Source organism: Hyperthermus butylicus DSM 5456 (assembly GCF_000015145.1).
GTDB classification, from domain to species: domain Archaea; phylum Thermoproteota; class Thermoprotei_A; order Sulfolobales; family Pyrodictiaceae; genus Hyperthermus; species Hyperthermus butylicus.
This window is the reverse complement of record NC_008818.1, coordinates 371,931-398,525: the sequence shown is the minus strand read 5'-3', so window position 1 is coordinate 398,525 and position 26,595 is coordinate 371,931. Positions and strand designations below refer to the sequence as shown.

At 52.6% G+C, this 26,595-nt stretch carries 24 protein-coding genes, 3 tRNA genes and 1 pseudogene; 14 read left to right on the top strand and 14 right to left on the bottom strand.

The features are described 5' to 3' along the window. Window positions 1-47: 47 nt before the first annotated feature. Complete coding sequence (locus HBUT_RS08825; RefSeq protein ID WP_011821593.1) at window positions 48-1,412, top strand: TldD/PmbA family protein; 1,365 nt, start codon at window positions 48-50, stop codon at window positions 1,410-1,412. Here the strand turns inward: HBUT_RS08825 and HBUT_RS02130 are convergent. Then, window positions 1,409-2,179, bottom strand: coding sequence for a hypothetical protein (locus HBUT_RS02130; protein WP_011821592.1), 771 nt, complete (start codon window positions 2,177-2,179; stop codon window positions 1,409-1,411). The genes HBUT_RS08825 and HBUT_RS02130 overlap by 4 nt on opposite strands. 91 nt (window positions 2,180-2,270) lie before the next feature. On the opposite strand from HBUT_RS02130, the gene HBUT_RS02125 reads away from it, so the two are divergent. Continuing rightward, window positions 2,271-3,647, top strand: a complete 1,377-nt coding sequence (locus HBUT_RS02125; protein ID WP_011821591.1) for an ABC transporter substrate-binding protein — start codon at window positions 2,271-2,273, stop codon at window positions 3,645-3,647. An 8-nt stretch (window positions 3,648-3,655) separates the two neighbouring features. Next, window positions 3,656-5,419, top strand: coding sequence for an ABC transporter permease (locus tag HBUT_RS02120; protein ID WP_011821590.1), 1,764 nt, complete (start codon window positions 3,656-3,658; stop codon window positions 5,417-5,419). Here the strand turns inward: HBUT_RS02120 and HBUT_RS02115 are convergent. Then, a complete protein-coding gene (locus tag HBUT_RS02115) occupies window positions 5,384-6,601 on the bottom strand; it encodes a phosphoadenosine phosphosulfate reductase family protein (protein WP_011821589.1) in 1,218 nt (405 codons plus the stop codon). The genes HBUT_RS02120 and HBUT_RS02115 overlap by 36 nt on opposite strands. Window positions 6,602-6,786: 185 nt before the next feature. On the opposite strand from HBUT_RS02115, the gene HBUT_RS02110 reads away from it, so the two are divergent. The 4 genes and pseudogenes from HBUT_RS02110 (at window position 6,787) to HBUT_RS02090 (ending at window position 12,465) form a co-directional block, all read left to right on the top strand. Next, entirely contained in the window at window positions 6,787-8,205 is a 1,419-nt protein-coding gene (locus HBUT_RS02110) for a phosphoadenosine phosphosulfate reductase domain-containing protein (RefSeq protein ID WP_011821588.1), read from the top strand. 387 nt (window positions 8,206-8,592) lie between these two features. Next, window positions 8,593-10,035 (top strand): annotated as a pseudogene (locus tag HBUT_RS09770) (SLC13 family permease). Window positions 10,036-10,133: 98 nt separating this feature from the next. Next, window positions 10,134-11,492: a RuvB-like helicase gene (locus HBUT_RS02095; RefSeq protein ID WP_011821587.1), complete on the top strand. Its 1,359-nt coding sequence runs from the start codon at window positions 10,134-10,136 to the stop codon at window positions 11,490-11,492. 154 nt (window positions 11,493-11,646) lie between these two features. Continuing rightward, window positions 11,647-12,465, top strand: a complete 819-nt coding sequence (locus tag HBUT_RS02090) for a hypothetical protein (protein ID WP_011821586.1) — start codon at window positions 11,647-11,649, stop codon at window positions 12,463-12,465. Between the two features lie 49 nt (window positions 12,466-12,514). On the opposite strand, the gene rpl12p is transcribed toward HBUT_RS02090, so the two are convergent. The 3 genes from rpl12p to HBUT_RS02075 form a co-directional block, all read right to left on the bottom strand. Next, entirely contained in the window at window positions 12,515-12,844 is a 330-nt protein-coding gene (gene rpl12p / locus HBUT_RS02085; protein WP_048061685.1) for a 50S ribosomal protein P1, read from the bottom strand. A gap of 70 nt (window positions 12,845-12,914) precedes the next feature. Then, a complete protein-coding gene (locus tag HBUT_RS02080; protein ID WP_011821584.1) occupies window positions 12,915-13,871 on the bottom strand; it encodes an isoaspartyl peptidase/L-asparaginase in 957 nt (318 codons plus the stop codon). Then, the gene (locus HBUT_RS02075; protein WP_011821583.1) at window positions 13,862-14,584 is read right to left on the bottom strand and encodes a flavodoxin family protein; all 723 of its coding nucleotides are present in this window, start codon (window positions 14,582-14,584) and stop codon (window positions 13,862-13,864) included. Before HBUT_RS02075 ends, HBUT_RS02080 begins: the two co-directional genes overlap by 10 nt. Before the next feature lie 64 nt (window positions 14,585-14,648). Here HBUT_RS02075 and tmk point away from each other — a divergent pair, with 64 nt between their 5' ends. Further along, window positions 14,649-15,320, top strand: a complete 672-nt coding sequence (tmk, locus tag HBUT_RS02070; protein WP_011821582.1) for a dTMP kinase — start codon at window positions 14,649-14,651, stop codon at window positions 15,318-15,320. Here the strand turns inward: tmk and HBUT_RS02065 are convergent. Next, window positions 15,303-16,574 carry an RsmB/NOP family class I SAM-dependent RNA methyltransferase gene (locus HBUT_RS02065; RefSeq protein WP_011821581.1) on the bottom strand — a complete coding sequence of 424 codons (1,272 nt, stop codon included), beginning with the start codon at window positions 16,572-16,574 and terminating at the stop codon, window positions 15,303-15,305. The two genes, tmk and HBUT_RS02065, sit on opposite strands and share 18 nt — an antisense overlap. Before the next feature lie 125 nt (window positions 16,575-16,699). On the opposite strand from HBUT_RS02065, the gene amrA reads away from it, so the two are divergent. Continuing rightward, window positions 16,700-17,386 carry an AmmeMemoRadiSam system protein A gene (amrA, locus tag HBUT_RS02060; RefSeq protein WP_011821580.1) on the top strand — a complete coding sequence of 229 codons (687 nt, stop codon included), beginning with the start codon at window positions 16,700-16,702 and terminating at the stop codon, window positions 17,384-17,386. Beyond that, window positions 17,383-17,898, top strand: a complete 516-nt coding sequence (locus HBUT_RS02055; RefSeq protein WP_420804942.1) for an ASCH domain-containing protein — start codon at window positions 17,383-17,385, stop codon at window positions 17,896-17,898. Before amrA ends, HBUT_RS02055 begins: the two co-directional genes overlap by 4 nt. Before the next feature lie 5 nt (window positions 17,899-17,903). On the opposite strand, the gene HBUT_RS02050 is transcribed toward HBUT_RS02055, so the two are convergent. Next, window positions 17,904-19,085 (bottom strand): OBG GTPase family GTP-binding protein, encoded by a 1,182-nt coding sequence (locus HBUT_RS02050; RefSeq protein WP_011821578.1) that lies wholly within the window; start codon window positions 19,083-19,085, stop codon window positions 17,904-17,906. Between the two features lie 135 nt (window positions 19,086-19,220). On the opposite strand from HBUT_RS02050, the gene HBUT_RS02045 reads away from it, so the two are divergent. Next, window positions 19,221-19,706 (top strand): hypothetical protein, encoded by a 486-nt coding sequence (locus HBUT_RS02045; protein WP_011821577.1) that lies wholly within the window; start codon window positions 19,221-19,223, stop codon window positions 19,704-19,706. On the opposite strand, the gene HBUT_RS02040 is transcribed toward HBUT_RS02045, so the two are convergent. Next, entirely contained in the window at window positions 19,703-20,371 is a 669-nt protein-coding gene (locus HBUT_RS02040) for an HAD-IB family phosphatase (RefSeq protein WP_011821576.1), read from the bottom strand. The two genes, HBUT_RS02045 and HBUT_RS02040, sit on opposite strands and share 4 nt — an antisense overlap. A 67-nt stretch (window positions 20,372-20,438) precedes the next feature. Here HBUT_RS02040 and HBUT_RS02035 point away from each other — a divergent pair, with 67 nt between their 5' ends. Continuing rightward, the gene (locus HBUT_RS02035) at window positions 20,439-21,338 is read left to right on the top strand and encodes a hypothetical protein (protein WP_011821575.1); all 900 of its coding nucleotides are present in this window, start codon (window positions 20,439-20,441) and stop codon (window positions 21,336-21,338) included. Here the strand turns inward: HBUT_RS02035 and HBUT_RS02030 are convergent. Further along, the gene (locus HBUT_RS02030; protein ID WP_011821574.1) at window positions 21,296-21,589 is read right to left on the bottom strand and encodes a DUF504 domain-containing protein; all 294 of its coding nucleotides are present in this window, start codon (window positions 21,587-21,589) and stop codon (window positions 21,296-21,298) included. The genes HBUT_RS02035 and HBUT_RS02030 overlap by 43 nt on opposite strands. Next, a complete protein-coding gene (gene thpR / locus HBUT_RS02025) occupies window positions 21,579-22,160 on the bottom strand; it encodes an RNA 2',3'-cyclic phosphodiesterase (RefSeq protein WP_011821573.1) in 582 nt (193 codons plus the stop codon). The genes HBUT_RS02030 and thpR overlap by 11 nt, the downstream gene beginning before the upstream one ends. Before the next feature lie 102 nt (window positions 22,161-22,262). Between thpR and HBUT_RS02020 the strand changes: the two genes are divergently transcribed. Together HBUT_RS02020 and HBUT_RS02015 are read left to right on the top strand one after the other, a co-directional pair. Further along, window positions 22,263-22,340 (top strand) — tRNA-Gly (locus HBUT_RS02020). Window positions 22,341-22,502: 162 nt separating this feature from the next. Continuing rightward, window positions 22,503-23,912 (top strand): ATP-binding protein, encoded by a 1,410-nt coding sequence (locus HBUT_RS02015; protein ID WP_194840489.1) that lies wholly within the window; start codon window positions 22,503-22,505, stop codon window positions 23,910-23,912. 825 nt (window positions 23,913-24,737) lie between these two features. Here the strand turns inward: HBUT_RS02015 and HBUT_RS02010 are convergent. The 4 genes from HBUT_RS02010 to HBUT_RS01995 form a co-directional block, all read right to left on the bottom strand. Continuing rightward, window positions 24,738-24,825: transfer RNA gene (locus HBUT_RS02010), tRNA-Leu, on the bottom strand. Window positions 24,826-24,885: 60 nt separating this feature from the next. Next, window positions 24,886-25,007: transfer RNA gene (locus HBUT_RS02005), tRNA-Ser, on the bottom strand. A gap of 72 nt (window positions 25,008-25,079) precedes the next feature. Beyond that, window positions 25,080-26,006 (bottom strand): polyamine aminopropyltransferase, encoded by a 927-nt coding sequence (gene speE / locus HBUT_RS02000; protein ID WP_420804941.1) that lies wholly within the window; start codon window positions 26,004-26,006, stop codon window positions 25,080-25,082. Between the two features lie 128 nt (window positions 26,007-26,134). After that, entirely contained in the window at window positions 26,135-26,500 is a 366-nt protein-coding gene (locus HBUT_RS01995; RefSeq protein ID WP_011821570.1) for a hypothetical protein, read from the bottom strand. Between the last annotated feature and the right edge of the window lie 95 nt (window positions 26,501-26,595).

Sequence of the window (26,595 nt, the reverse complement as noted above, 5' to 3'; positions counted from 1 at the left end):
TTCTGTGTTCACATCTGTTTGAGCCGTGCTATGTGGGGTGTATGGGTGTGTCGGCTCAACGTGTACAGCCCGTTGAAGTGGCTGTGCTCGCGTCTAGGTGGGCTATACGCGAGGGTGCAACAGAAGCGGAAGCCTATGTAGTTCATGCACGTGGCTACCAAGTGCGCATACTCGCGGGCAAGATTGAAGGGCTTCAATCCAATGACGATGTTGGTATCGGTATTAGGGTTGCTGTTGGCAAGAAGATAGGCTTTGCCTACACTACTGGGTTGGATTTGGAGAATATGCGTAGGGCTGTAAGGGCAGCTGTTAAGCAGGCAAAAGTTGCACCCGAGGATCCCGAGTGGCAAGGCTTGCCCGAGCCTAGTCAGTCCTATCCGGAGCCAGGCAACATGTACAGCCCGGAGCTGGCTGCTGCTAGTGCTGAGACGGTTATAGAACATGTACGCGAGATATTCAGCATTGCCGGAGAATATGAGGGTGTAAGTGTTGCAAGGGGGTCCGTCAGTGTTGAGCGTATCGAGAGAGCAATAGTAAACACTAACGGCGTCTACCGCGTTGATGTAGGTACGGTGGCAGCTACGCTGGTTGGTGTTAACGCAAGGAAGAATGGTGTACTCACACCAGTAGTATTCGACTTCGAAGTTAGTAGGGTCTCAATGCCTAGCGCGGAGGTGCTAGTCCGCCGTGTCGTTGACCGTGTGCTTCAGGCTACCAAGCTTGCCAAAGGTGTTGAGACCGGCAAGTATACGGTGGTACTTGCCCCTAGCGTGTTCGAGGAGTTGTTGGGCGTAACTGTTCTCTACTCACTACGTGGCGACATTTACGTGCAGGGCAGAAGCTACTATGGCGATAAGGTGGGGGAGCAGGCACTCTCCGAGAAAATAACCATAATTGATGACGGTACATTGAAGGGTGGCGACAACACCTGGAGATTTGACGGCGAAGGTGTAGCCACTTCGAGGAAGGTGTTGGTTGAGAAGGGTGTCGTGAAGGGTTTCGTGTTCGACAACTACTGGGGTAGAAGAGCTGGCAATGCCTCAACGGGCAATGCTGTAAGGATAGGCTACAGTTCTATGCCTATACCAGGCTTTACCAACGTAGTTGTAGAGCCGGGTGATGCACTGATGGAAGAACTCTTTGAGGGCAAGGTGTTGGTCGTATATCAAGTGCAGGGTGCGCACACAGCTAACAGTGAAACAGGCGAGTATAGCGTGCTAGCCAACCCAGCAATATACTTTGAGAATGGAGAGCCTAAAGGATGGGTTAGGGGTGCAATGATCTCTGGTAACTTCTACAGAGAGCTAAGGGATAACGTGGAATTGCTTGGCAAGACTGTAGAGCGGGCAGGCTTTGGCAGGTATGCGCCGTGGATAAGGCTGTCAGGGATAACAGTAGCTGTCAAGGCCTAGCAGTAAACATACCTAACATCAAGCACAATAGGACCGGAGAAACGGTACTCTATCAGTAAGACGGTGTCGCTCCTACAAGCCCAGAGGGGGTTTTCGTCAACGCGCCTACACACGGGCTTAACATACATATCAACTATCTCTACCAGTCTTTTCGAGGCCTCCCCAAGGGGGAGCTTTGTCATAAACACTCTTTTTCTAATCGTAGCCGGATCTGGTACGGGTAGCAGAGCCTTGGAGTATGGTGTTACACCGTACACCGTAAGGCCCGCAAGGGCTAGCGTGTAGAGGCTACGTGGCACCAGGATCCTAGCCCTCTTCTCTCCGCGGCGCACAATCACGATCTGTTGACCTGGCGTTGGCGTAAACCCGGCTTCAAGCCAGTCGCGGCTTACTACAGCTCTACAGCCGTAGCCTAAAGCTGCTGCCGCGAGTATGGGTTCGGTGTGGAAGACGGTGTCGCTGCTAGCCAGTGCCTCCTCGAAAGCAGCTAACGCTTCTACTTCCTCCTCGAGCAGCTGGTAGGCTGGCCTCCATCTAGGCGTGTATAGTGCGCTCTTCTCGGCAGCCTCTTGCAGCTCGTAGTAGAGTTCGACGGGGTAGTCGTAGAGTGGTTCAAACCCGGTGATATGGGCGGCTGCGACTGCTGCATGTGCTAGCCTCGTGAGGGGATGTGCTTGGAACCCGCTGCGCTGAAGTATGCTGGCTGTATACTCTAGTATGTCCCTCATCCACTGTTCTGGCTGTGAGGGTTCCACCTCTTCCTTCACCTATGCTCTGCCCGCGCGATACAAGCATTAGAGTGTTATCTATACGTTTATAATTCCGGTTTTGCTTTGCTCGTGCACTGGTGGTAAGTATATGGTGTCGCAGCGCCTCCTCCTAACTAGTGCAGCTATAATAGCCATAATGATAGTTATAGCTGTAGCTATTCTCTATATGCAGGGGGGAGAAACGGGGGCCCAAGGTGTAAAGCTGGTAATTGTTACCAGGCTTTCGCCCGAGGAGCAACAAGCTCTTCGTGAGGCATTTCTCAACAGTAGCATAGCGAGGGAGTACGGTATAGCAGATGTGGAGTTTAGGAAGCTGGACTATGCACAGTGGCCAAGTCTTGCCGAGAGCGGAGAGGTGGATGGATTCTTCATAGGCGAGAAGCCTGTCTACGATAGACTCTGCAGTGAGGGCCATCTAGCACCACTAACGTTGGATGAACTCCTAGACATCGTAGGGGAGCTTGACGAGAGGTACCTGGGTAGGGCGAGTAGCAGCGAGATTTGCTGGGTTGCAGTTGGCCAAGCAGTCTACGGCTTCATAGTAAACAAGGTGTTCCTTGAAAGGTACGGTCTGCCGGAGCCCAGAACCTGGGGCGACCTCGTGAACCCAATATACCTCCGGCCGCTGGTTGAGGAGGTCTACATGGTGTCCTTCCCAAGGCCGAGTAAGAGTGGTACAGCACGGACAATAGTGCATGGCATACTGCAAAAGTATGGCTGGGAGAGGGGCTGGCAACTCCTCACAGTTATAGGTATGGAGGCTGGTATTGTTGATAGTTCCGAGTTAGCCCGTGATCAAGCAGCCGAGGGTTTGGTGGGTGTAGCACCGGCATACATAGGTTATGGTATTGAGGCTGAGAAGCAGGGTAGGGGCGCGGTCTTCAGAGTGCCGGAGGGTGAGGGCATACTGTATATCTCTATAGCGGCTGTAGCGAAGGCTAGTAAGCATAAAGAGCAGATGCAGGCATTCATACTCTGGCTGCTAAGCGATGAGGGTCAGCGTGCACTAGCAAGGCTATTTTACTACATACCTGTGAGGCCAGTTTCCGGCATAGACTGGGTCGAAAGGATCTACAGCGAGTTGAGGAACAACATATTCGAGTACAACCGCACATTAGCCTCAGAGGTAGACCTGGCAGTTACAACTTACTTTGAGGCAACAATAGCCGACCCTGCCGCCAACAAGCTGCTCAAACGTATTGGTAAGCTATTAGCACAGCTCTATGAAGAGGGCAAGATAGACGAGAACGGCTATGCAGACATACTGGCAAAGCTTGGCTCACCGCTAAGGATAAAGGATCCATGGAGTGGCGAGGAGGTTGTATTTACTCTAGAGTATGCAAAGAAGATAAACTCCAAACTTAGAAGCTCCGAGGACAGAGACAAGTTCTACAACGCAGTAAAAACTGTAGCCCTAGAACAGTACAGGTCTATACTGTCTGAGCTCGAGAAGCTCGCTGGGTAGAAGCGTGTATGAAGCCCTCACAGCGTCTATTTTTCGTGTTACCCGCACTACTACTCATAGCTCTTATAGTGATTATACCTCTGGCTCTCCTTCTCTCGCCGAGCCAGCTGGTTAAGGGGCTTAGTCTAGCTCTTAGCGAGCCAGGCTCTATTGCGCCAGTAGTAGGGGTTGAGGAGCCAATTACTGTGGCTGACAAGCCTAACTGTAGATTATTCATTATCAGGGGTGCAGACCTAGGCGTTATACCCAATAGCCTCGTGGTTGCATGCCTTGTATCGCTTGCCTCGACACTCCTTGGCTTGCTAGCTGCTACGGGTATACTCCTATACCGTCCCTTGAGAATCAGTCTAGTCCTGGCTCTCGTGGCCCTCCTTCCATACCCGTTTGTTGAGGCTTACGTGGTTCAGCGCATATTTAACCCTGATTATGGCCTTGTGAATAGTATCCTCAGACCGTTTGGTTTCTGTATAACCTTCCGCGGCCTTGCAGGTGTTGCAGTATATCAAATAGCTGTGTTTGCGCCGCTAGCACTTATTCTGATATACACATACTCTATTGGTGTTGCACGTGAGGCTTATGAGGCGGCAGTACAGCATGGTGTTTCGCTGCTGCAGCATACTCTACTAACGGCACGTCTCTCCAGACCAGCTGTAGCTGCAAGCATTTCGCTAATCTTTGTCTTGAGCTTGGATGATGTAGCTGGTCCATATGTTTTCCAGCAAGACCCTAGTGCACGCAGTTTGCTCGCCTTTAGGGCTTACAGCTACTTCATGGACACTGTGACCGGTACATTTTCGCTTTCTGCCATAGGCTACATAGCTATACTGACACTGCTCTCTCTCATAGCTTTCATAGCGGCTTATCCCAGTATAGCTGTTGCCTATAGGGCGGCGCCTGCGGGATCTATGCGCTACCGTGCCCCCCTAGCAATGCTTGACACAAGAGCCCTACCATTCATCGTGGGTGTTGTTGCTGCTGCTCTGCTACCAGCTGCGCTTAAGCTTCTCGCGGTAGCCTATGGTTTCAGTGATAGGTGGGTTGCAGAACTTCTCCCTTCGCCAGGCTTTGGCGGCCTAAGACTGCTCGCTGAGAACCCCGATATAGCGAGGGGGATAGCTAACAGTATTGTCTATACAGTTATCAGCCTTTTACTACTGGCTCCTGTAGCAGTCACGGCAGCCTATGCAGTAGCTAGAGGTTATGGAAGGAGTACAGCTCTCTTTGATGCAGTACTTATGTCGCCGCTGGCTATACCTGGTATAGCTGTTGCGTACGCTGTATTCTTTGCATACCATGACCTCCTTCGAGGCACGATCCTAGACCCACTTATTACCCCCCAACTATACCTTGTACTAGGCTATGCTGCTAGGAGACTTCCACTATTATACAAGCTGTTCCAGACGGCAATAGCCAGCATACCCTTAGAACTTGAGGAGGTGGCAACAAACCTTGGAGCAGGTGTAGCCCGCAAGCTAGCAGCTATAGTGGCGCCACTAGCTCTCCAGGCCAGCAGTTATGGTGCTGCCTACGTAGCTGTGAGTATAGCCTCTGAAGTAAGCCTATCAATAACCATAGGTGGTCTAGGAGGCTCTAGCGGTACAACACATCCTGCTCCTCTCATGTATCTTGTTGCTAGCTATATGGGGTTCGAGGGGCTGAAATATGCTCCAGCACTATCAGCGGCAATGTCAATCCTCTACGCGGCATCGATAGTGCTGGCGTTGGCTGTGTATCGCTTATTCCTCCTCCTGCTCAGGAACAGCTATCGGTAGCTTCTTCTTCCAAGCCCTCAACGCTAGTTCGGCTGCAGTCCAGGGCTCCTCAAGCTCTGGCGCCTTCGGGATTGGCTCCACCCAGACTCTCCGATAAGCCTTCTCAACATAGTCGCCAGTCAACCTGTCAGCGTCTCCAGCTTTTTCAGCAACTAACTCCTTAGCGTAGAGGAGCGGTTTAGCGAGAATAGCGCTAAATCTCCAGAGGTGCTGGCTCCGAAAGACATCAAAGCTTGTCCATGAATACCACTTCTTCCACATCTTTTCCCAAACCTGCTCTATGAGGTCTAGATCCTCCAGCTCGGGGAGCCGGCGAAACTCGTGGAGAGCCTTGTAGGGGCACAAGCTACATGCAACCCTTGGAACACCGTCCAGGTAGTCTGGATGAACGAGTCCGTGCCGCCTGACGATATCTACTACGTCCAACAATGTGTAGAGGTAGGTTGGCCTAAACTTTCTCCCGACAAGTACAACACGGTGTATAGCAGCCTTGGAGAGCCTCTCAAACCTCTTAGGTGACTCTGTGAGTCTATCGCCAATAACCTCTATGAGTTTGGGATCCTCCTTGCGGAGCTTCCTCATAGGCTTGGCCTTGTAGACTGTGCAGAACCTAAACCCCCTACGGGGCATGCCTTTCCACTTTAGTAGGCTCTTCATATCTCTCCGTGGAGCCTCTAACACCTCTATCTCGACGCCAAGCCTCCTCGAAACCTGCTCTATAAACCTCACATTGCGGGGCGACTCTAGGAAGGGGATATGAATATACATGACGTGAAGCTTAAAGCTAACATACTCCATGAGCTTGACGAGCGTGATGAGTGCCGCAACCGAGTCCTTGCCGCCACTGAACCCTAGGAGTATCCTCCGCCCCCTAATCTCACTCCCAACACTTCTAGCGAGCCAGCGTGCATACTCATCGAGATCCGGCACGGTACGCGCATGCACGTAGGGTGGTGAAGCGAGCCACGAAGTTATAGGTGCAAAACTCCGCCCTCTAGGCCCTTTCAGCTCGAGAACGCGTCCGCGGGCAAGTAGGCTGGTAACATCCACAGCCTCGTTGACACTTAACCAGAGGTAGTAGCGGCATCCACCGCTAAACCCGCAAATCTTTGTTGCATCGCCGCCACTGCCGATAACGCCTACGACACGGCCTCCCTCAATGAGCGGGTAAAGTTCGGTCAAGGCGTCACACCGCGGTCAGAGACTGTGCAGGGGGCGGTCTCCCCATTCCCCCAGGGTCGGCGACTCAACCCCTCATCAACCCAGCCCTGCCCGGTAGCGTGTAGCTACACCACCCAGGAGGTTATGATTAAGAGAGTGGGGCGGGTCTACATCCTTACCGCGCGTGTAAGGGTAGGGCAGGAGCTATGTTCACGATAGTAGTTAGAAGCCGCAAGGATGCTGCTGCAGTTTCAGCAATGGTTGAGAGGTTCTACCGGGACTGGGGCGTAGATGTTAAAACGCTCCATGGCGCTCGTAGTCCTGCGGCCGCGGAAGCGGCTCTTGAGGAGATAATTGAGCCGGATAAGTTCTATATAGTGCTCCTTGGCAGGGAGGATAGGGAGGTAGCTAGTCATCTCGCCGAATGGCTTCCACCAAATGTTGTGCTCCGCGTTGTACCGCGTGCAAGAGTGCGAAATGCTAGGCTCGAGCAGTTATACATGGAGGTTGTAAAGGCGCGCACAATGTTCCGGGTAGCGACATCCTGGGATGAGTCCAGGAGGGCTTATGTCTTCGGGCCAGTTGGGTCACCAATAGATCCCCAGCTTGAAGACCCTGCACCGAGCTACGAAGTCTTCATAGGTGTTGGTCGTTTCTCTCGCCTCGTTTCAAGACTATCCGGGACGCTAATTGGCGAAAACCCCCTCGTTGTTAGGACTACCGGTGGGACACACATAGTATACAATGGTCCCAACCCTGTAGTCGAGCTAGATATAGGCGATGCTGGGTTTAAGCCGAGAGCATCACGCATAAATGATGGCATAGAGCCAATAAGCGTTAGCATGGATAGCCTCGTTGAGGCTAACAGGGAGGTAATTGGGATATATGAGCGGGCAGCTATACGCTTCCTAAGGAGCTTAGGCGAATTTGATACAATCATAGTCCCCTGGAGCGGTGGTAAGGATAGTACAGCAGCGCTACTCTTAGCCCTAAAGGCGTATGGAAAAGATCGTGTAAGAGTTGTATACGGCGATACTGGCACGGAGTTCCCCGATTCGGTACGCTACGTCGAAGAGGTTGCAGAGAAGCTGGGCATAGAGGTTGTAAGAGCATATGCTGGTATAGACAAGGAGCTAATGAGAGGTGCGCCGCTTCCAAGTCATGGTGATAGGTGGTGTACAATACTCAAGGTTAAGTCTATAGAGGAGATGGCCGTAAAGCTTGCTGAAGGCAAAACGCTCTTAGTAGTTGGTGACCGTGACGCGGAATCGCCTAGGCGTAGCGCCAGGCCACCCGTACGGAGGGCCTACACTGGCGACATGTTAGTTGTTACGCCATTGCGTATGTGGAGTGCTGCGCACGTACAGCTGTACATCATTATGAATGGGCTCCCCTTAAACCCCATGTACTACTATGGCTTTTACAGGATAGGCTGCTACATGTGTCCTGCTCTGCGAAACTGGGAGATATATGCTATGACTACGAGCGAGCTACACATAAAGCTTTCCAAGAACCCGATATATAGGAGGTTTATAGTGTCAAGACTCTATAAGAGGGCAGCAGTAACGAAGACAACTGTTGCATGTGTTGTCGGTGACGAAGCTCCCATAGCCCCTTGTGGCTAGCGTGGACGCTAGAGTGAAGGTTGGCTGTAACACCCTATCTCCAGGGTGATGGTGAGAACCCCTGTTGTTGAGCCCCCAGGGGCGGGGGGCTGTGAGAAAATCAGCGGCAGCTGAACCCATTCATAGTTGTTCCGGTAGTAACGCTTTTAAGCATCTTCTTTCCGCCTAAGATTGTGGGGAAGATATTTTAGATTTTGTGGTCTAAATGGATCTAAAAAATCTAATAGGGAGTGCGGAAATGAATACGAGGCTCGCAGGCCTCATACTCGGCCCGTTACTCTTTATAATACTACTCCTAGCACCCCCACTAAGGAGCTAAGGAGCCCAGTTACAGGTGAGCTAGTGAACCCAGAGGCGCCCTGGGCTCCTAACACGGCATTGGGCCTTATGCTCTGGATTATTGTGTGGTGGATCACTAGCGCTGTACCCTATGGTGTTGCAGCACTTGTTTCAGGTCTTGTTGGCGGCATAATGGTTGGCGTCTCTCTAGGTGCCTTCGGTTTTTCAAGCGCCAAGGCTGGTGTAAGCGACATTCTCCAGACGTTCTTCCATAGAATTATATGGGTGTTCTGGGGCGGCTTCATGCTAGCATATGCTATGGAGGCATCGGGTTTTGCTAAGAGGCTAGTGTTAATAACGCTGCGTATGAGGGTTTCCGACGCGTTTTGGCTCTATGTGGCTATGTGTACTGTAGCGTGGTTTCTAAGCTGGTGGATGTCAAATACTGCTGCTACCGCTCTAATTTATCCGATCATGGTAGGCCTTGTATCAATCCCAATACTATCGCAGAGCCAGCGTGAAATTGCGCTAATAGGTTTAGCGTTTGCAGCCTCTCTTGGTGGTATGGCAACGCTCGTGGGTACACCTCCAAACCTCGTAGCAGTAGGATTCCTTGAAAAGCTAAACATTGGAACAATATCGTTCTTTGAGCGGATGGAGTTCGGTGTTCCAATATCGATAGTGTTCTTTGCAATAATGGTGGTCTTCTTCAAGATGGTATTTGGCACAGCAGTAGTGGACAGCGCGTTACAGTAGAAGCTTGCAAAGGAGTTCGGCCGCGAAGTACCGCCGAAACTCAAGCCAGAAGAGAAATGGTTCCTATTCACATTCATTATCGTGGTCTCGCTATGGATTCTCCGTGGCTTAGCAGCGCTAATCAAGCCTCTAAGCTTTATAAAGAAGATTGTGCCAGATGACTCTATACCAGCTGTGCTGGCAGGTGTTCTGCTATTCGGAGTGCCACGCAGCGTGCGTAACGGCTATAAGTTCTTCTTCGACTGGAAAGATGCGCTATCAAAGCTCGACTGGGATACACTGTTCCTCTTCGCTGGCGGTCTAGTAATGGGTAGCCTACTCTTCAAGTCGAAGGCAGGTATTTGGTTTGGAGAGGAGATTACGAGCGGGCTCGGCGGAGCAACCACAGCAGCAGTCCTCTATGGCTTAGTCCTGCTAACATGGACGCTAACACAAGTATCGTCAAACACTGCCACCACGAATGCTATAGTACCAATAGCGCTCTCAATAGGTATCGCAGCAGGGCTATCAACTTCGACGCCCATGTATGTATCAGTCGCAGTAGCGCTATCAGCCTCCATAGCGCTCACACTGCCCGTCTTAACGCCGCCAAACGCAATAGTCTTTGCGGGCGGTCTAATCACGATAAGGACGATTGCTAAGTATGGAATCATTCTATCGGCGATATACTTGCCGCTACTACTGCTCATGCTTAAGGATATTCTATTAGCGTCTTTCCCCGCGCATAATCTTTATCTCTTTTCAATACAACTCCATGTTTCTAGGCAGGGCTGTGAGGAGACCGCCAGTGTCTGAGTTCTATGCCGCTGATGATGCTTCGCGGACTGAGCCCCTTTAGGGTAAGGTTTTTGTAAAGCGCCCCTTTCGCGGCCTTTATATCGGGTGGTATTGGTATGGCTGTCATTAGGGAGGTTAAGCCGGCTAGGGAGATGCGTAGGATAGGCTCGCACAGTCATATACGCGGTCTGGGCCTCGACGAGAAGGGTCGTGCAAAGTTCATTGCTGACGGTATGGTTGGCCAGGTTGAAGCACGCGAAGCAGCGGGCATAGTGGTGCAAATGATCAAGGAGGGCAGAATGGCTGGTCGCGGGGTCCTCATAGTGGGCCCTAGCGGTACCGGTAAGACGGCAATAGCAGTGGGTATCGCCAAGGAGCTCGGCGAGGACACACCGTTCGTTGCAATGTCTGGCTCCGAGATCTATAGTAGTGAGCTAAAGAAAACTGAGGTACTAATGCAGGCTATTAGGAAGGCTATCGGTGTAAGGATAAAGGTGCACAAGGATGTCTATGAGGGTGTGGTAACGAGGATACGTATAGCGTACGTAAAGCATCCATTCAACCCGTACGTAAGAGTGCCCAGCGAGGCCGAGATAACGCTCGAAACCAGGGATGACAGTAGGACGCTAAGAGTAGGAGAGGAAGTTGCAGCCCAGCTCATACAGCTAAGAGTGCGTAAAGGCGACGTAATATGGATTGATGCTGAGACAGGCGAGGTATACAAGGTTGGCAGGGCATGCGAGAAGGAGAGTAAGCGCTACGACGTATCCTACTTCCGCTGCGTGGACATACCCGACGGCCCGGTGAGGAAGAGGAAGGAGATAGTTCATACACTAACCCTTCATGACCTAGATGTCGCCTATGCTGCTCAGCGTACAGCTTTTGCAACACTACTCGGCATGCCAGCTACCAGGGAGATACCTAGCGAGGTTAGGCAGCGTGTGGACGAGGAAGTTAAGAAGATGATTAATGAGGGTAGGGCAGAGCTTGTGCCCGGCGTACTATTCATAGATGACGCCCATATGTTGGACATAGAGGCCTTTAGCTTCCTAACGAGGGCCATGGAGAGCGAGCTAGCACCAATACTCGTACTTGCAACAAACCGTGGTGTTACGAAGATACGTGGCACAGACATAGAGTCACCTCATGGCATACCGCTAGACCTCCTCGATAGACTGCTAATCATTAAGACTAGGCCATACAAGGCGGAGGAGATACGTGAGATTCTACGTATAAGGGCTGATGAGGAGGAAATACCGTTAACCGAGGAGGCGCTAGAGGAGCTAACAAAGCTCGGTGTTGAGAGGAGCCTCCGCTACGCGGTACAGTTAATGGAGCCGGCAAGGATAATAGCTGAACGTGAGGGCCGTAATAAGGTTACAGCTGAGGATGTGAAAAAGGCTGCAGAATACTTCGTTGACGTGAGGGAGAGCATTAGGTACATCCGAGAACTTGAAGAGGAGTTCCTTAAGTAGCGCTAAGCCCCGGTTTCCTGTGTGTCTTATGCTGAGCGGAGCGGAAGGCTAGTTTTATGCAACCCCTAGCCGTCACTTTATACTTCTGGAACACCCACCCCGCCATTCAGATGGAAGATTTGCTAAACTACGTTGGCATAGGTGTGCACTAGGCATGTCATACCATACACACGGTGCTAGTGGAAGCCAAGTACATGTTAGGACTTTACAAGGCTTCATAGAGGATGTTGCCCGGCTTCCAGCGGACATGTTTTCTCGTGTGATTGAGCAGATAGAGAGCAGGGAGCTAGACGATATCGCAGGCGTCTATGCTACCAGCGTTCTCAGACTTAGCCATCTGTGGCTCATCTGGGAGGATAAGTGTAGGCCCCGGGTTAGGTCGAGGAGAACTACACAGCACCCGGTGTGTAGAGATATAGAGGACTTCATGACGGCCGAGGGTGGTACCGAGGTTGGCGCGGCAACATACTTCAACATGGAGATTAAGGGGCTAATAGCAAAGATGTATGGTGATATTGGACCGGGACTACTTGTGCCGAGTTGGGTTCTAAACTACTCTCACCGTACCGACGGCGAGATAGTGGAGAGGCTTCGCTCCCTCAGTGTTGAGGAGCAAGCTGCACGGCTACCAGTATTCACAGCATCAATCTACGTTATTGATGCTGGCGTCAAGGCTATGATGGACTACTATGCTGGTAAGCGCTCAGACTTCGCTCATGCTGTCGCCGGCTACCTGTACTGGGATGTTGTCAAGCCTTGTAGCTATATTGCAGATGTGTTTGTTGAGTCTATACTTGGCGGTAGAGAACTTAGGGAACAATATGGAAGAGTCTACGGCAGCACACTTGCAGCGCTAGAGGAGAATGATGAAGCTCCTGTAGGAGTGAACTATGTAAGGCTTGTCGGAAAGCTAGCGGATAGTGTTAGGAGGAAAATGCTTGAAGTACTGAGGAATGCGAGGCTCCGCAGCTGAGAGGGGGTAAAAACACTCCTCGGGTACCGGCTGGCTTGTAGCGAGCCTATTAGAAGCCGAAGAGGCTCTCGAGGCCAGCTGCGAGCTGCTCCTCGCTGACCTCTTCCTTCTTCTTCTCCTCTTCCTCCTTCTCTTCCTCTTTCTTCTCCTCAGCAGCGGCGGGTGCAGCCGGGGCCGGAGCGGCAGCCGGAGCTACGGGCATTGCTGTTGCAGACTTTATGACCTCGTCTATGTTGATGTTCTTTAGTGCTGCAACAACGGCCTTAACACGAGCCTCGTCCACCTGTATGCCTGCGGCCTCCAGGATCTTCTTTAGGTTCTCCTCGTTTATCTCTTTGCCAGCTGCGTAGAGCACGAGGCTAGCATATATGTACTCCATGCCTGCCAGCCTCCACTCAGCTCTTCCTTCCCTACCCGGCCGCTGGCTAGACACAGGGGCTTCTTTATCTTTATGCTCTCTCCTCTCCTCTTCGGAGCATCACTCCTAGAGGTTCTGCTAGCTCAGCCCCTGCGAGGCCTACGGGCATGCCCTCAGTGTTTATTGCGGCAGCGGCATTGCCCTTGGCGTCTAGCAGTATTATGCCGAGGTTATCGCTGCCGAATAGTCTTGTGTGTCTGGCAACAGCTGCCCTTGCAGCCTCCTCTACGGGCATGCCCTCAGCTAGCAGCTTGACGGCGTGTATGCAAGGTCTGCTGAGTATTATCGTCTCGCCTATCCCGGTTGCAGCACAGCCACCAACACCGTGCTCAACGTAGAACCCCGCACCGGGAATGGGGGAGTCACCAACGCGGCCTGGATGCTTTAACGCGATACCCCCGGTGCTTGTGCCGGCTGCGAGTCGGCCCGAGACGAGAACTACCGCGCCCACAGTATCGCCGTAGAGTTCGGCTATTTTCCGGGCCCACCTAGGGCCCTCGCCTCGTTCTAGCTGCTCCCTAAGCTTTCTCCACCTCTCCAGGGCAGCCTGGCTCGGGCCTGGATGCTTCTCAAGACCTAGCCTCTCTGCTAGCCTATCAGCGGCGGGACCGGCAATTATTATGTGGTCAAGGTTTTCCGCCACGTATGCAGCGAGTCTTATAGGATTACGAGGGTATGATACTACAGCCACTGCGCCGGCCCGCATATCGTCCAGCATGAGCCCAGCATCCATCTCTACGCGGCCGTCGTAGGTTAATACGCTTCCAAGCCCGGCATTAAGCACACCACTATCCTCTAGCGATGCGATGGCCTCTACAAGAGCTTCTAGGACGCCCTTAGCAGCAGCTCTAAGGCCAGCCATGGCTGCTGATCTTGTAGCCTCTACTGCCGGGTCTATCCTTTCAAGGGCCTTCCAGCTACCAGCACCGCCATGAGTTATAATGGCGGGGTCGCCAAGCCTTACAGGGCCATAGACGGTTATAGCCACGGCCTATCCCTCCGTGCAGCTTCGCGGTTATTCATAGCGGTCTTTTTGGCTTCTTCGGCAAGCTGGCGTGCTCTACTCCGGTAGTCTAGGCTATACCATGGCTCTCCGTCAACCTTGCCGGCAAGGATCTTTGCTAGCCTAGCTACGTTGCGGCCGAGATTATAGGCGTCTAGTACAGCTTGCTCATTATCCATGGCGTCTCCCTTCCCGTGGTAGTACACGGTAGCCCAGGCTGGTATATGGAACCCCATCATGTTAAGTGTTAGCATAAGCCAGGATAGGGCCATGGTGGCTCCAGTTTCCTCGCCGACAGCTATTATACCTGCAACCTTGCCGTCGAGGAGGCTCTTACCGATATGGTATAGCATGTTCTCCATGCCGGTCATACGTTCTACAAGGGTCTTAACAGCTGCAGAGGCCATAAACCAGTATACTGGTGTCGAGAATATCACAGCATGGCTCGACAATATCTTCTCGGCTATCTCGTGGTACTGGTCCTCCAGTCCTAGGGGGCATCTCTTCGGGTAGTAGCACTCGTAGAGGTTGTCCGAGTAACATGCCATGCAGAGTATCAGCTTGTAGTCGTAGAGGTGTATTATCTCGGTCTCGGCGCCCTCGTCCTCTGCAGCCTTAAGTGCTATCCATAGCATCTTGAAGCTGTTACCGTACTTTCTAGCAGAGCCGTTTATCCCCAGCACCCTTATACCAGCCATACAGCACCAGCCCCCAGCTGGAAGGGCGTGGATAGCCCCACTTAGGCGTCCGAGGGCACGAACATTGGCTAGGCCCGTATATGTTGTGTTCGAGGGTATAGACGGGGCTGGAACAACAACTCATGCCAGGTTGCTGGCTGAAAAGTTGCGTCTTCTTGGCTACTGTGTAGAGCTTGTCGAGGAGCCCTCAAAGGATGTTGTGGGCGGTGTTATTCGGCACATGCTCCGGCACGGTCCCTTCCACCAGGATGTACTAGCGTTGCTCTTTGCCGCTGATAGGCTCCTACTGCAGCGCTCGCTTGAGGAAAGGCTGCAGGGTAGGAGCTGCATCGTTGTAAGTGATAGGAGCTGGATTTCAAGCCTAGCATATCAGACTTGCGAACTCTTTCCCTACGCTGTGGATGCTGACTGGGTTTATATCGTTAACAAGTATGCATGGAGGCCAGACATACTTGTATACATTGATGTAGAGCCTCTCATAGCTTTTCGGCGCCTTGCCTCTAGGGGCAGGGTACGCGAGCTACCTGAAACACTTGCAGCTCTTCGTGCGCTCAGAGAGAGTTACAGGCACGTCATCCAGCGGGTTAGCCGCGTGGTGCCAGTTGTACTATGGGTTGAAGGATCTAGGAATGGTGTAGAGAAGCCTATCGATAAGCTGTCAAGGGAGATTGCTGTACGTGTACTCGCAGCAATAAAGTACTCCGAGCATAGAGGCGCTCTAGACTCTGATGAGTAGTGCTGCAAAGCCACCCGTACACTTAGACATGTGGGGGTATACGCGCTGTGTCTTCCTCATGAAGGGGCTCCATACGCCTATGAGGGGCTTAGCCTCCACGAGTTCTGCAAGCCCATCCTCAACAACCTTCCTAACAACCTCCTCGTTCTCCCTGAGCGTTAATGTACATGTCATATACACGACCTTGGCCCCCCTGGCAGCTGTTCTAAGTGCTGCCCTGAGCCCCGCTTCCTGCAGCTCCGCGAGTCTTTCAACGATCCTACGTCCAGCCCTCTCGAGGAAGAGCCTCGTCTCTGGACTATGACCCAGCCTGCCCATGCTGGTGCAGTCTGGATCCACTATTATAGCCCTCCCGCTGCCCGGCCTCAGTGGTGGCCTAGTGGCATCAGCCTCGGCAGCGTCAACAAGTAGTACTGCCTGGCGCTGCAGGAGCCTCTGCTCGTCGTGTAGCCTCCGCCTTGAAACCTCAAGTGCTACAGCGTAGGTTGGGCCGCTCCGCCAGTAGGTGTGTGCTAGCTTATTGCCGGGTGCGCTGAAGAAATCGTACACGGCACCCTCGAACTTCCCTAGGAGGTGTGAAGCCAGCATCGCAGCTCTATCCTGGACGTAGAACAGTCTGTTATCAAGCCTCTCTATAGCTCCTGGCTCTACCCGTATAACCTCTAGCGAGTCGTCGAGCACGGGGTCTGGCTTCACGCTTATGCCAATAGCCTCCAGCATCTTGATGGCTTGCTCCCTACTGAGCCTACGCTTGTTAAACCTTATCCATATCGGTGTCGGCTCCTGGAACGATTTCAGCAACTCCTCTATGCCGCCTGGTGGCTCTGCTTTTGCAAGCTCCTCGACAACCCACAGCGGCATGCTGTAGAGCACTGCTAGTCGCTCGAGCCCATGGAGACCAGAGACTACATGCTTTGGCTCAAGGCCACGCAAGCAATCTATGGTTTCCCCACCTAGTACCCCAAGGCTTCTAAGCTTCTCAGCTGGCACAGAATCGTGGCGGAACATAGCCTCGTAGGCGATGACTATTGGAAGCCAGCCTCTGGCATTGCCGCGGACGTCTCCACGGTATCCGCAATAGCGGAGAGCGCGTATGAGCAGCCTGTAGTTCCTCAGCACACCCAGGCAGAGCGCGTTGAGGAGACCCCTTGGCACTCGAGGCTTCATCTTCTCGACGATGTAGCGGAGGGAGTAGAGTTTAGCCTCGATACGCGCCAGAATCCTTGCACATACAGCCTCAACGGGCTCCACCACAGATGGACACCTCAGTATGCAGCGATGCTGATCCAATGGCTCCGAATGTTGGTGGCGAGCTACAGCTACGCTAATAGTATTAAGGGCTTCTAGGCCATGTAGAGAGTCTAGAGGGGGCTAAGGGTATGTCTGGAGAGCAGGTTAGACCGGATGAGCTAACATTCGAGGAGGGAGCATACCTGGTAAGACTTGCAAGGCGTAGTGTGGAATACTACTTCGAGCATGGTAAGCGGATGCCGATACCCAGCGATGCACCCGAGGGGCTACTGAGGCCAGGCGCAGCGTTCGTAACGATAACAACATACTACGGGCCAGAGGCGAGGGAGCTTAGGGGCTGTATAGGCTACGTATACCCTGTTAAGAGCCTAGTCGAAACAGTAATCGATGTCGCTGTTGAGGCAGCATTTAACGATCCACGCTTCCCCCCTATGAACCGCAACGAGCTTCCAAGGGTAACATTCGAGGTTAGCGTTCTAGGCCCACTAGAGCCTCTACCTTCAACTCCAGAGGAGAGGGTGAAGAGCATAGTCATTGGCCGCCACGGCCTCGTAGCTAAGAAAGGGTTCCTGCAGGGTCTACTCCTCCCAGAGGTTCCGGTAGAGTATCTATGGGACGAGGAGACGTTCCTAGCAGAAACATGCGTTAAGGCTGGTATGCCGCCAACGTGTTGGCTCGATAGTGATACCGAATTCTATCGCTTCACCAGCCGCGCATGGAGGGAAAAGACGCCTATGGGCGAAGTCGAGGAGAGGGATCTTCGCAGAGAGTATGAGAGCCTAATCGAACGCTATGGTAGTAAACGTGAGAGGTGACGGTATTGGCTAGGCAGAGGAAGCTACAACAGGCAGAGCCAGCGATAACTGCCGCGGGTGCCGAGATATACCTCATATCCATTAGGCCTGTCTACGCATATCAGATATTCCGTGAGAAGAAAAAGTTTGAACTACGCCGCAATATTGCTGGTCGCATCCCCGAGGGCGCGGTCATGGTGGTCTACGCATCTGGCAACGTGAGAGCAATTATCGGCGAGTTCACTGTGGGCAGAGTTATTGAGGGAACTGCTGAAGAAGTATGGCGCAAGGTTATGCAGCATGATGATGCAGGCGTCGGTGGGGATGCATGGCACTACATTAAGGGCGCATCGAAAGCGATGGCGCTTGAGGTTAGAAATCCAGTGCTCTATCCCAGGCGGGTCGTGCTGGAGGAGATACGCCGCATAATCCCAGGCTGGAACCCGCCGTTGAGCTATAAGCTTCTCCGAGAAGGTGAGCCGGTCTACGAGCTTATAGTGAGGAGGCTTAGGAGGCTCGCTGGGCTAGAGTAGCTAGCCTACTTCCGTGTATGTATTTCCACGATGTCGCCATCCTCTAGTACGTGGTCTAGTCCCACTCTCTCGCCGGGATATTTAGCTGAGGGGCCCCATACCTTAGCGTAGAGGAAGTACTCTAGGAAGTCGCTGTGTATGTGTTCTGCTAGATCCCTAACCGTGGCGCCTCGGCGAAGTATAACTGGTGTTTTTGTCGGCTCGCTGTTGGGCTTCTTAGTGTAGACCCTTATGATGTCTAAGCGTTTGAAGAGAGCCTCCCCTATCTTGTCGAGGTTTAGCCCGGTTCTAGCTGAAACTGGTATGAGCCATACGCTGCGTTCTCTCCGCGAGGCTAGGTAGCTGTAGAGTTTACGGTATTTCTCAGCAGCGCCTGGAAGATCAGCTTTGTTTGCTAGGACTATTGCTGGCTTGTAGACTGTGCTGCGGAATATCGCCATCTCGATATCGTCAAGTGTGACTTCGCCCTCAATGTATACCTTGGCGCGGTATATCCTATACCTTGCAAGCAGGACTTCTACATCCTTAACAGTGCCGTCAATTATCCTTCCATTGCCTAGAACTTGTATGCCGTGCTCTCCACCCTTCTCAATGCGTACAGTGCCCTTCGGCTTCTCTATGAACACGCCGTGTTCGGCCAGGATGTCCCGCACGTAGATGTACTGCTGTAGTGGATCCTCGTCAAGGCCTACAACAATTATTATGGCGTCAGCGTTGCGGGCTATACCCACGATCCGAGGTATGTACTGTGGTGCAGACTCGGACAGCGGGGGCGTATCTATGAGCTGGAAGTATATGTCCTTATAGGGCAACATGCCAGGGACAGGGTTAACCGTTGAGAACGGATAGTCTGCAACTCTTGTTCTCGCGCCAGTGAGCTTGTGGACTAGCATGCTCTTGCCAGTATTGGGCGGTCCGATGATAGCTACCTGGGCTGCTCCCTCCTTCTCAATGAATATTCTTGGGCCTCCACCGCCTCTGGACCTCCTTTTCCTCTTCTCCTCTTCCAGCTGTTCCCTCAGCTCTGCAAGACGCCGCTTAGCCCAGAGCAACAGGTTTTCCGCGCCTTTATGTTTTGGTGCTACTGATAGGAACTCCTCGAGGGCACGAATCTTCTCCTCGATAGTCTTGGCCTCGCTATACTTTGCGAGTTTCGCTTGTGCTTCCGGTGTAAGATTTGCTGGCATGACACTATCCCCGTAGGAGTAGGGGGTGGGTGGAGAGGTATACCCCTTCTTAGCTTCTAGGCTCCATCTTAATAGTGCTCCTTCGAGGGATACCCCTTTTAATTCATGGGTGCCTTGTTTTTGTTGGTGTGCGTCTTGGCTAGGCGTAGGCGTGGCAAGATAATAGTCTACGCTATGGGGGCAGGCATCATAATCCTCCTAATAGCCGAGGTTATATACATCTTTGCGCCAGCACTGCTAGGGTTTAGTGGGCCAGTAGTTGAGGTGAAGGTGTTTGCTCCTGTCAGCCTTGGGGAGAAGCAAGCCCGTGACATGGCTTCAAAGCTGGCTGAGATTGTCGGTGCAAAGCACTATTCTGTAGAGCTTGTGGAGGGTAATTCCTCTCGATTCATCGGCGTTATAATCTACGAGGAGGGGGCTGCAGTAGCAGCTCTTATAACTCCCGTAAGTCTTGTGGATGATGTTGTAAGTCAGAATGTCATTGGCGATCTTCTAAGCCTTGTGCCGCGCTTGAGGGCTAACGAGACTGTTGTATATGTGGTGGGTATGAGTTCGCCGTTGCTCGTTAAGCGTGATAACGTGGTTGTTGAGGGTATTGTTAGGAAGATCGTTTCCAGTTAGGCGTGTTTCACTATGAACTCTGCAGCCTCGACAAGGTTTCTCGCCACATAGTCAGCTTCGCGTATGACCTCGCTATCCGCTGGGTTTACTGCTATCGCGAGGCACGCTTCTCTCATGCCTCTCAGATCCCATTTGCTGTCACCGACGAATGCAACTTGCCTCATAGTGTAGCCTAGCTTTTTCGCTAGTCTTAGTACGGCTTTGTCCTTTCGGTCTGCCTCTAGCCGTGGCTCACCACCCGGTACCAAGCGGCCCCATGGATCGAAGACTAATGCTGGTGATATCCAGTGCTTTATTCCCAGTTCTCTAGCTACCCGTGATACTAGGATATCTACGCCACCGCTTACCAGTGCTATCTCAAGCCCGGCCTTCCTCAATATCTCGACGGCTTTTTTGGCATCACTATTTATGGGTATTTGGTTGAATATTTCCTCTAGCTCCCACCGTGTTATGCCCGGCTTTGCTTCCACCCATGCAAGCGTATCTAGATACATCCACTCCCAGTAGCCTATGAGACCGCTCCGGAAGAGGCTATAGTTTAGTTCGCTATCCTCTGTTGTTCCAAGAACTTCATGGATGTAACCCCAGCTGCTCCTTACAGGTACCACTACGCCGTCAACGTCTAGTGCTACGAGGCGTACCCTGCATCCCCTAGCGCTGCCCATTAAGCCCGCACCTGCATTGATTTAAGGATCTATAACGCTAGGCTATAGGGTTGGAGGCTATATCACTATGAGTCTCCGGGCTTCATTCTCGTCCTCCTCTGCACCCGTAGCTGTAGGCCTTCCCGGCAGCTTTGCTGGTGTTGTTGGAGCCGCACTTGACTCTGCAGTTGTGCGTGTATGGGTGGAGGTTCTGGGGCTTGAAGGTCTTTCTGTAAGCGTTAGCGGTGGCAGCGACACGGTACGTAGAGCCGTATACTATGCTGCTACGGGGCTCCTTGAAATGCTTGGCGAGGAAGCCGCGCTCAGCATCTCTGTAGACGACGGCGGTGCAGTGGTTGGTGCTGAGGCTGCAGCGGCCGCTGCAACAGTTGCAAGCTTATCAAAGCTTCTTGGTGTTGCACCCGACTCTCGTGATCTCATGGTAGTAGCTAATAGGGCTGTGGCATCCGCTACAGGTAGGCCACAAGCCCCGCTTGTTGCCGCATCACTGCTAGGTGGTATAGCGGTTGGTACAGAGCAGCCAGCATTCATGGCACGTGTCTACGCTGGTGCACTACCGCTGCATATCGGTGTAGTAGTGCCGTGCAGGCAAGCTAGCCTTGCAGAAGTCTGCATAGCCGCTGACAGATACCTAGAGCTAGCACAGGATGCTGCCCTGGCACTGCTACTGCTCTCAACTGAAGGATGGAGGATAGAATTCTCGGAGCTGTTAGTCAACGAGAGCCCCTGGGACTTTGCTGCCCCCGAGGATGTAAAGCGTGCACGTCGTGAAGCACTAAGTGCTGGCGCTTATGCTGCAGGTCTTGACCCCTACACGGGGTCCCTAATAGTTATCGGCAGTGAAGAGGCTATTGATAGAGCTGCTAGCATCATAGCGGCATGGCAGGAGTGTAAGCCGAGGATACTTACAGGCAGAATAGCTAGTCAGGGAGCGCTTGGACCTGGAGAGGAGTCCTCATCCGAGTAACTCTTAGCTTCACGCCACCTCCTCCATACGGGCTGCTTTTTCTCGTCGAGAACCTCTATGACACGGTGGAGAGGTATTACTGTCCCATCTTTTAACTCTATGAAGCCTCTTGCCACCCTTGAAACCTCATTGAACCCTATGAGCCTAGTTCCGGAGACGCGTCCACGCTCTATAACTACAATGTAACCCTTAAACCCAGTATGGAACAGTCTTGCTATGAGGGAGTATATCTCGCCTCGGTTACGCTTCAACAGCCTTAACCTCTCTAAGGGTCTTGTATATTGGCCCACGTGGCGTCAATATGCTCTGCTTAAGCCGCACGGACTCTAGCACGATCTCTCCAACTTCGATGTCTGCGAGTTCGTTGAGAAGTTTTACTACCCTATCAATATTCCTTGAGCCCTTGAGCCTAGCAAGTGTTACATGGGGGACAAACTCCTCCCTCTCAGGTTTGAATCCAAGTCTTCTAAGTCCACGCTCAATCTCTCTATAGAGTCTCTCAAGCTCCTTAGCTCCCTCTCCCTCCTCGACGCCAACCCATACTACCCTGGGCCTAGCAGGTGAGGGAAACGCGCCAACACCACGGATCCTTATTACTACCCTGCGGGGCTTAGCATCACGGATTATTTTCTCAATCTCGTCTACAAGACTTAATGGTATGTTACCGAGAAAACGGAGTGTTATGTGTAGATTCTGATCTTCCACGGGCTTCATAGGAGCGCCAGTTGCAACGAAGCTATCCCTAATCTGTACAAGCTTGGCAACGATGCTTGGATCTTCAATATCAACAGCTATGAAGGCGCGTATCCTCTCGTAGCTCATCCTACACCTCCGGCACAGCTATGAAAAGTAGCAAAACCCTATAAACCCTCACCATATAAGCTGGATACATATGCTCATGGGGGAGCGCTCTCCCAGGTGGCTGCGGCGGTCGTCTAGCCTGGACTAGGACGCCGGCCCCCCAAGCCGGTCACCCGGGTTCAAATCCCGGCCGCCGCACCACAATCTACCTACTTGTCTGCTAGCATAACCTCTTGTGGTTCTGTGATGTCTACAGTTGCTCGTACTCACTCAAGCTTCAGTGTTACTGGGGTTAGATGTATCGTTTTTAGGTTCGGGCTCCCCGCTGCGTGGATAATGCATGAGAGCTACTCATGGGGTCTTGTGGTTAGTAGGCTGTTTAGGCTTCTTCGAGGTGTAGCTGGGGGTTATGCGAGGCTCTGCGTGTCCTCCTATACTGTAGAGCTTGTTGGTCGCATCGAGAGGCTTTACGGGTTGTTGGCGGGTGTTGGCGGCTACTATGTGTTTGAGTGTTGGCGCGGCAGGTGCTCTTCGCGTATCGAGGTTCCACGAAGCTACGCCGGAGTTGTAGAGTCCATCCCGGGTATAGTGTTTAGTCGTAGCCGCAGCTGTAGTGATGGCCCTCTCCTGCCTCCGCCCCGTAGCGCTAGTGTGGGGGGTAGAGCCTTCCTGGACACTAATGCTCCAGGCCTAGGTGTTATCATAGGGTTTAGTGGGGTGGAACCCGTCTACCTGCCCATAGAGGACCTCTACAGGCATGTAGCCATACTGGGTGCTACGGGGTCTGGTAAGACGCATACGGCGGCCCGCATAGCTGCATGTGCCTCGCTTCTAGGTGTGAGAGTCGTGATTGTCGACTGGCATGGTGAGTATCCTAGCCTTCTAGAGAGGGTTGGTGCTAGGTATACGGTGCTGAGAGGCTCTAAACTCCCAAGGGTTGCTATGTTGTCGGAGCTACTGCTGCTCGAGGAGTCCATTGCTGGTATAGAGAAGGTGCTGGAGCTAAGCCAGTTCCAGTCAACACTGCTGGCAGCCGTACTTGCGCTAGGTTCTCGCCCGAAGCTTCACACGGCTAAGAGCCTAACCGATGTGCTGGCTGGAAGGGTTCCAGGAGATGTTCTCGACAGAGCCCCAGAACGGCTGGCGGAGAATACGCTGCAGGCGCTGCTCGATGTCATGAAGGAGATGTATCAGAGCCTCAACGAGGCGAGCAAGGCCGAGAAGGAGATATGGCTTGCGGTTATTAGGCGGCTAAGCCACCTAGCCATGAGTGACTATGCAGACCTAATAAGGCTCTATGGCGGCGAGCCTCTAGCCGAGACGAGGGAGAACCCGGTAGTCCTTGACGTGAGCAGTATAAGGTCGCCACGCATACGCAAACTCTACACACTCCTACTCATACAGCAGCTCTACAGCCTAGCACTAAGAGGCAAGATAGAGAACACAGTAATAGTCGTGGACGAGGCACAGCACATACTCCTAACCCCCACGGTTACAGAGCTACTAGCAGAAGCGAGAAAGTATGGTCTAGGGCTGGTAGCTGTAACCCAGAGCCCCAGGCTGATAGAGGAGTACGGTCTACACAACTTCAATACAATAATAGTTCACAGACTATCATCAGCTAACGACAGAGCGGTAGCAGCCCAACTACTAGGAGACAGAGACCTAGCAGACATCATAGGAAGACTGAAACCGGGCGAAGCTATAGTCTCGATGCAGCAGGCAGAAACACCCATCCCTATAACGGTAAGGCTCGAAAAGCCATGTAGCTGAAACTAGTCATGTACGGTCAAAGCTAAGTCCATGGGGATAGAGAAAGGGGGTTGATGCGAAGGTGGGATTTGTGGGCTGCTGTTGCTCTTGCTAACTACTGCAATACTGGTACTCGCGCGGCGCCAGCTTTACTGAAGCGCTGCACCACCCTCTCCCTTCTCCAATACATGATTATGATAGATGTATGGTTCGTATTACTGCATGGTTTTTATGATCCCTCCACAGATGGTGGTTCCTCCACCCTCTTTATGGTTGCAGCAGCATGGTGACAGGAATTGGATTGGTACTCCTGCTTGCAGCTATAGGCGTGCTAGTGCATCAATACTATTTACATGGCGATCTCTTCGAGTTGCACGACATTCATGCTTGTGTGACAGTATGTCGGTGCTATCTCGGCCTCAAACAGCCAGCAGCGCCTTGCTACATGTACTTCAGCCACGAGTGAATAGCGATACTGCTACTGCTCGCTGCTGTGATCATGGCAATCCAGTACTACATGTACAAGCCAACAATCAAGCTTGTCATAGAGGAGAAGGCTAAGGCGGTGAGATGAGGCATACACATGGACGGCCTGGCTTCTGTTGCTCGATCCCTGCTATATGTTGCAACATTCCTTGTTGCAGCTGCTAGCTTTACGCTATTTCCGACAAGTGTAGAGCTATCTTGCAATACGGTATTGTAACCATTGCACGTGTATATCCGCGTTATGCAGCGGGGAAACGCGTGCATCACTACATTGTAGTGGAAGAGTACCTGGGGTTTGGCACAACTTTGCTAAGGCTGTAAGAAATGGGGATTAGCAACGAGGAACGGATTGGAAAGGAGTGGTGCGGGGGGTGGGATTTGAACCCACGCAGGCCTACGCCAGCGGGTCCTAAGCCCGCCCCCTTTGACCTGGCTCGGGCACCCCCGCAGCCAGAAGCTCCATGACTATTGGTGTAATGAGCATAGAGTGGGGTATTTATGGTTTTGGTGGCGCCGGGGGCGGGATTTGAACCCGCGCGCCCCTTACGGGGCAGTGGGTCTCCCAGCCCCTACCAAGCCGGAAAACCTGGGTCTCGAGCCCACCGCCTTGGACCGCTCGGCCACCCCGGCACCCACACGCCATGATGATAGCTAGTACTCTATGCTGGGTTTATAGGCTTAACCTTATTGGGTCTCGGTCGCCTAGACAGGGACGTAGACGGGTTTTTCGTCGGTTGCATAGTCCCTGGTTTCGCTTAGCACTTGTCTAACCGGTAGTGGTAGCCTAAACATCCACTCATGTGTCTCGCCATCGTAGAACCGTAGCTGTCCCCTTATCCTTGCTGCTATGAGCTCATCAACCTCCTTAGCTGATAGCTTAGCTGGGTCCACGGTGTCGGAAGCAGCTACAAAGCCCCATAGACCATTATAGCTCCTCACATAGGAGACATACGGTCTCACAATAGTGAATACTTTAGCTAACGTGTTACGTATAACAGCGTAAACTCTCGGTGACAGTGTTGGCGAAGTAGCTTGTGTAACTACTGCACCGCCAGGCCGCAGGCAGCCCTTGACAGCACGGTAAAACTCTAGCGTGTATAGGCGTGCTGCGGGCCCACCCTCCATGGGGTCTACCAGATCAAGTATTATGGCGTCGTACTTTCTGTGGCAGTTCTCGACGTAGCGGCGACCATCACCGATAACCAGTTCTAGCTTATCGCTGCTAAATGCTCCCTGGTGCCACTCGGCGAGGTGCTTCTTTGCAAGCTCTACAAGCTCCTCATCGATGTCAACCATTGTTACGTGCTCGACACAGCTATGCCTTAGAACCTCCCTAACAGTTGCTCCCTCGCCACCCCCTATAACCAGCACCTTCCTTGGGCACTGGTGGGCTAGTAGTATGGGGTGGACGAGCGCCTCGTGGTACCAGTGCTCGTCAAGAATACTGCTTTGAACCTTACCGTCGAGCACTAATGCTTTGCCAATGCCGGCAAGTTCTGCTATCATGTACTCCTGGTACCGCGTAGCACCAGCAGCGTAGATGCGCTTTACCTCCCTTAAAACCATCTCGCCCTCACTGGTCCACTCAGCTACAAACCTCCAGGGCAGCCGCTGAGCCAAACACCCCACCACATACATGCATGTAGTGTTAAGACTTGCCGTGGTCTAGCCCGTAGCTAGGGGTCTATAAGCCTCAGCTAGCGGTAATAATGCTGGGCTCCTGGAGCCGATGAGGATAGAGCCACCGGCCGAAACAGCTAGCCACCGTGTGGTAACCCGTGCGCCTGAGGCTCAAACATAACTGGCGCAATGTATATGCCGCCGCTCCTGCGCCTCATAATGTAGACGCGCTCAGCGCCGCACAACACTCTGCCGCTTAGAGCCCTAACCCTAACAGCTGCTCTTGTAAGCTCCTCCTCGAGGAGCAATACGCCGCGGTCGTTGCGGCATCTAAGCCGTATACCACGCTTGGCAGCAAGTAGCCAGAGTAGATGCCAGCGGGGAACATCAACATCTAGATGTGGGTACCGTGCTCCCATACAGCCAGCTGGGTGGAAATACCCTCTAACAGCTAGCTCATCTCCCTGAAACTCCAATACAAGCATCACAGCAACCTTGCACATACACGCTGCTACCCACGCATCTACTCCAACTAGCCCTTAGCGAGTAGGTTTATATGTAGCGTGTAGAATCGAAACCTACCTGTCCCCCGATAATC

Coding starts and splice junctions, on each gene's coding strand:
- HBUT_RS02125 (WP_011821591.1), top strand. CDS start 2,271: ATGGTGTCGCAGCGCCTCCTCCTAACTAGTGCAGCTATAATAGCCATA.
- HBUT_RS02120 (WP_011821590.1), top strand. CDS start 3,656: ATGAAGCCCTCACAGCGTCTATTTTTCGTGTTACCCGCACTACTACTC.
- HBUT_RS02110 (WP_011821588.1), top strand. CDS start 6,787: ATGTTCACGATAGTAGTTAGAAGCCGCAAGGATGCTGCTGCAGTTTCA.
- HBUT_RS02095 (WP_011821587.1), top strand. CDS start 10,134: ATGGCTGTCATTAGGGAGGTTAAGCCGGCTAGGGAGATGCGTAGGATA.
- HBUT_RS02090 (WP_011821586.1), top strand. CDS start 11,647: ATGTCATACCATACACACGGTGCTAGTGGAAGCCAAGTACATGTTAGG.
- rpl12p (WP_048061685.1), bottom strand. CDS start 12,844: ATGGAGTACATATATGCTAGCCTCGTGCTCTACGCAGCTGGCAAAGAG.
- HBUT_RS02075 (WP_011821583.1), bottom strand. CDS start 14,584: ATGGCTGGTATAAGGGTGCTGGGGATAAACGGCTCTGCTAGAAAGTAC.
- amrA (WP_011821580.1), top strand. CDS start 16,700: ATGTCTGGAGAGCAGGTTAGACCGGATGAGCTAACATTCGAGGAGGGA.
- HBUT_RS02050 (WP_011821578.1), bottom strand. CDS start 19,085: ATGCCAGCAAATCTTACACCGGAAGCACAAGCGAAACTCGCAAAGTAT.
- HBUT_RS02040 (WP_011821576.1), bottom strand. CDS start 20,371: ATGGGCAGCGCTAGGGGATGCAGGGTACGCCTCGTAGCACTAGACGTT.
- HBUT_RS02035 (WP_011821575.1), top strand. CDS start 20,439: ATGAGTCTCCGGGCTTCATTCTCGTCCTCCTCTGCACCCGTAGCTGTA.
- thpR (WP_011821573.1), bottom strand. CDS start 22,160: ATGAGCTACGAGAGGATACGCGCCTTCATAGCTGTTGATATTGAAGAT.
- HBUT_RS01995 (WP_011821570.1), bottom strand. CDS start 26,500: ATGTGCAAGGTTGCTGTGATGCTTGTATTGGAGTTTCAGGGAGATGAG.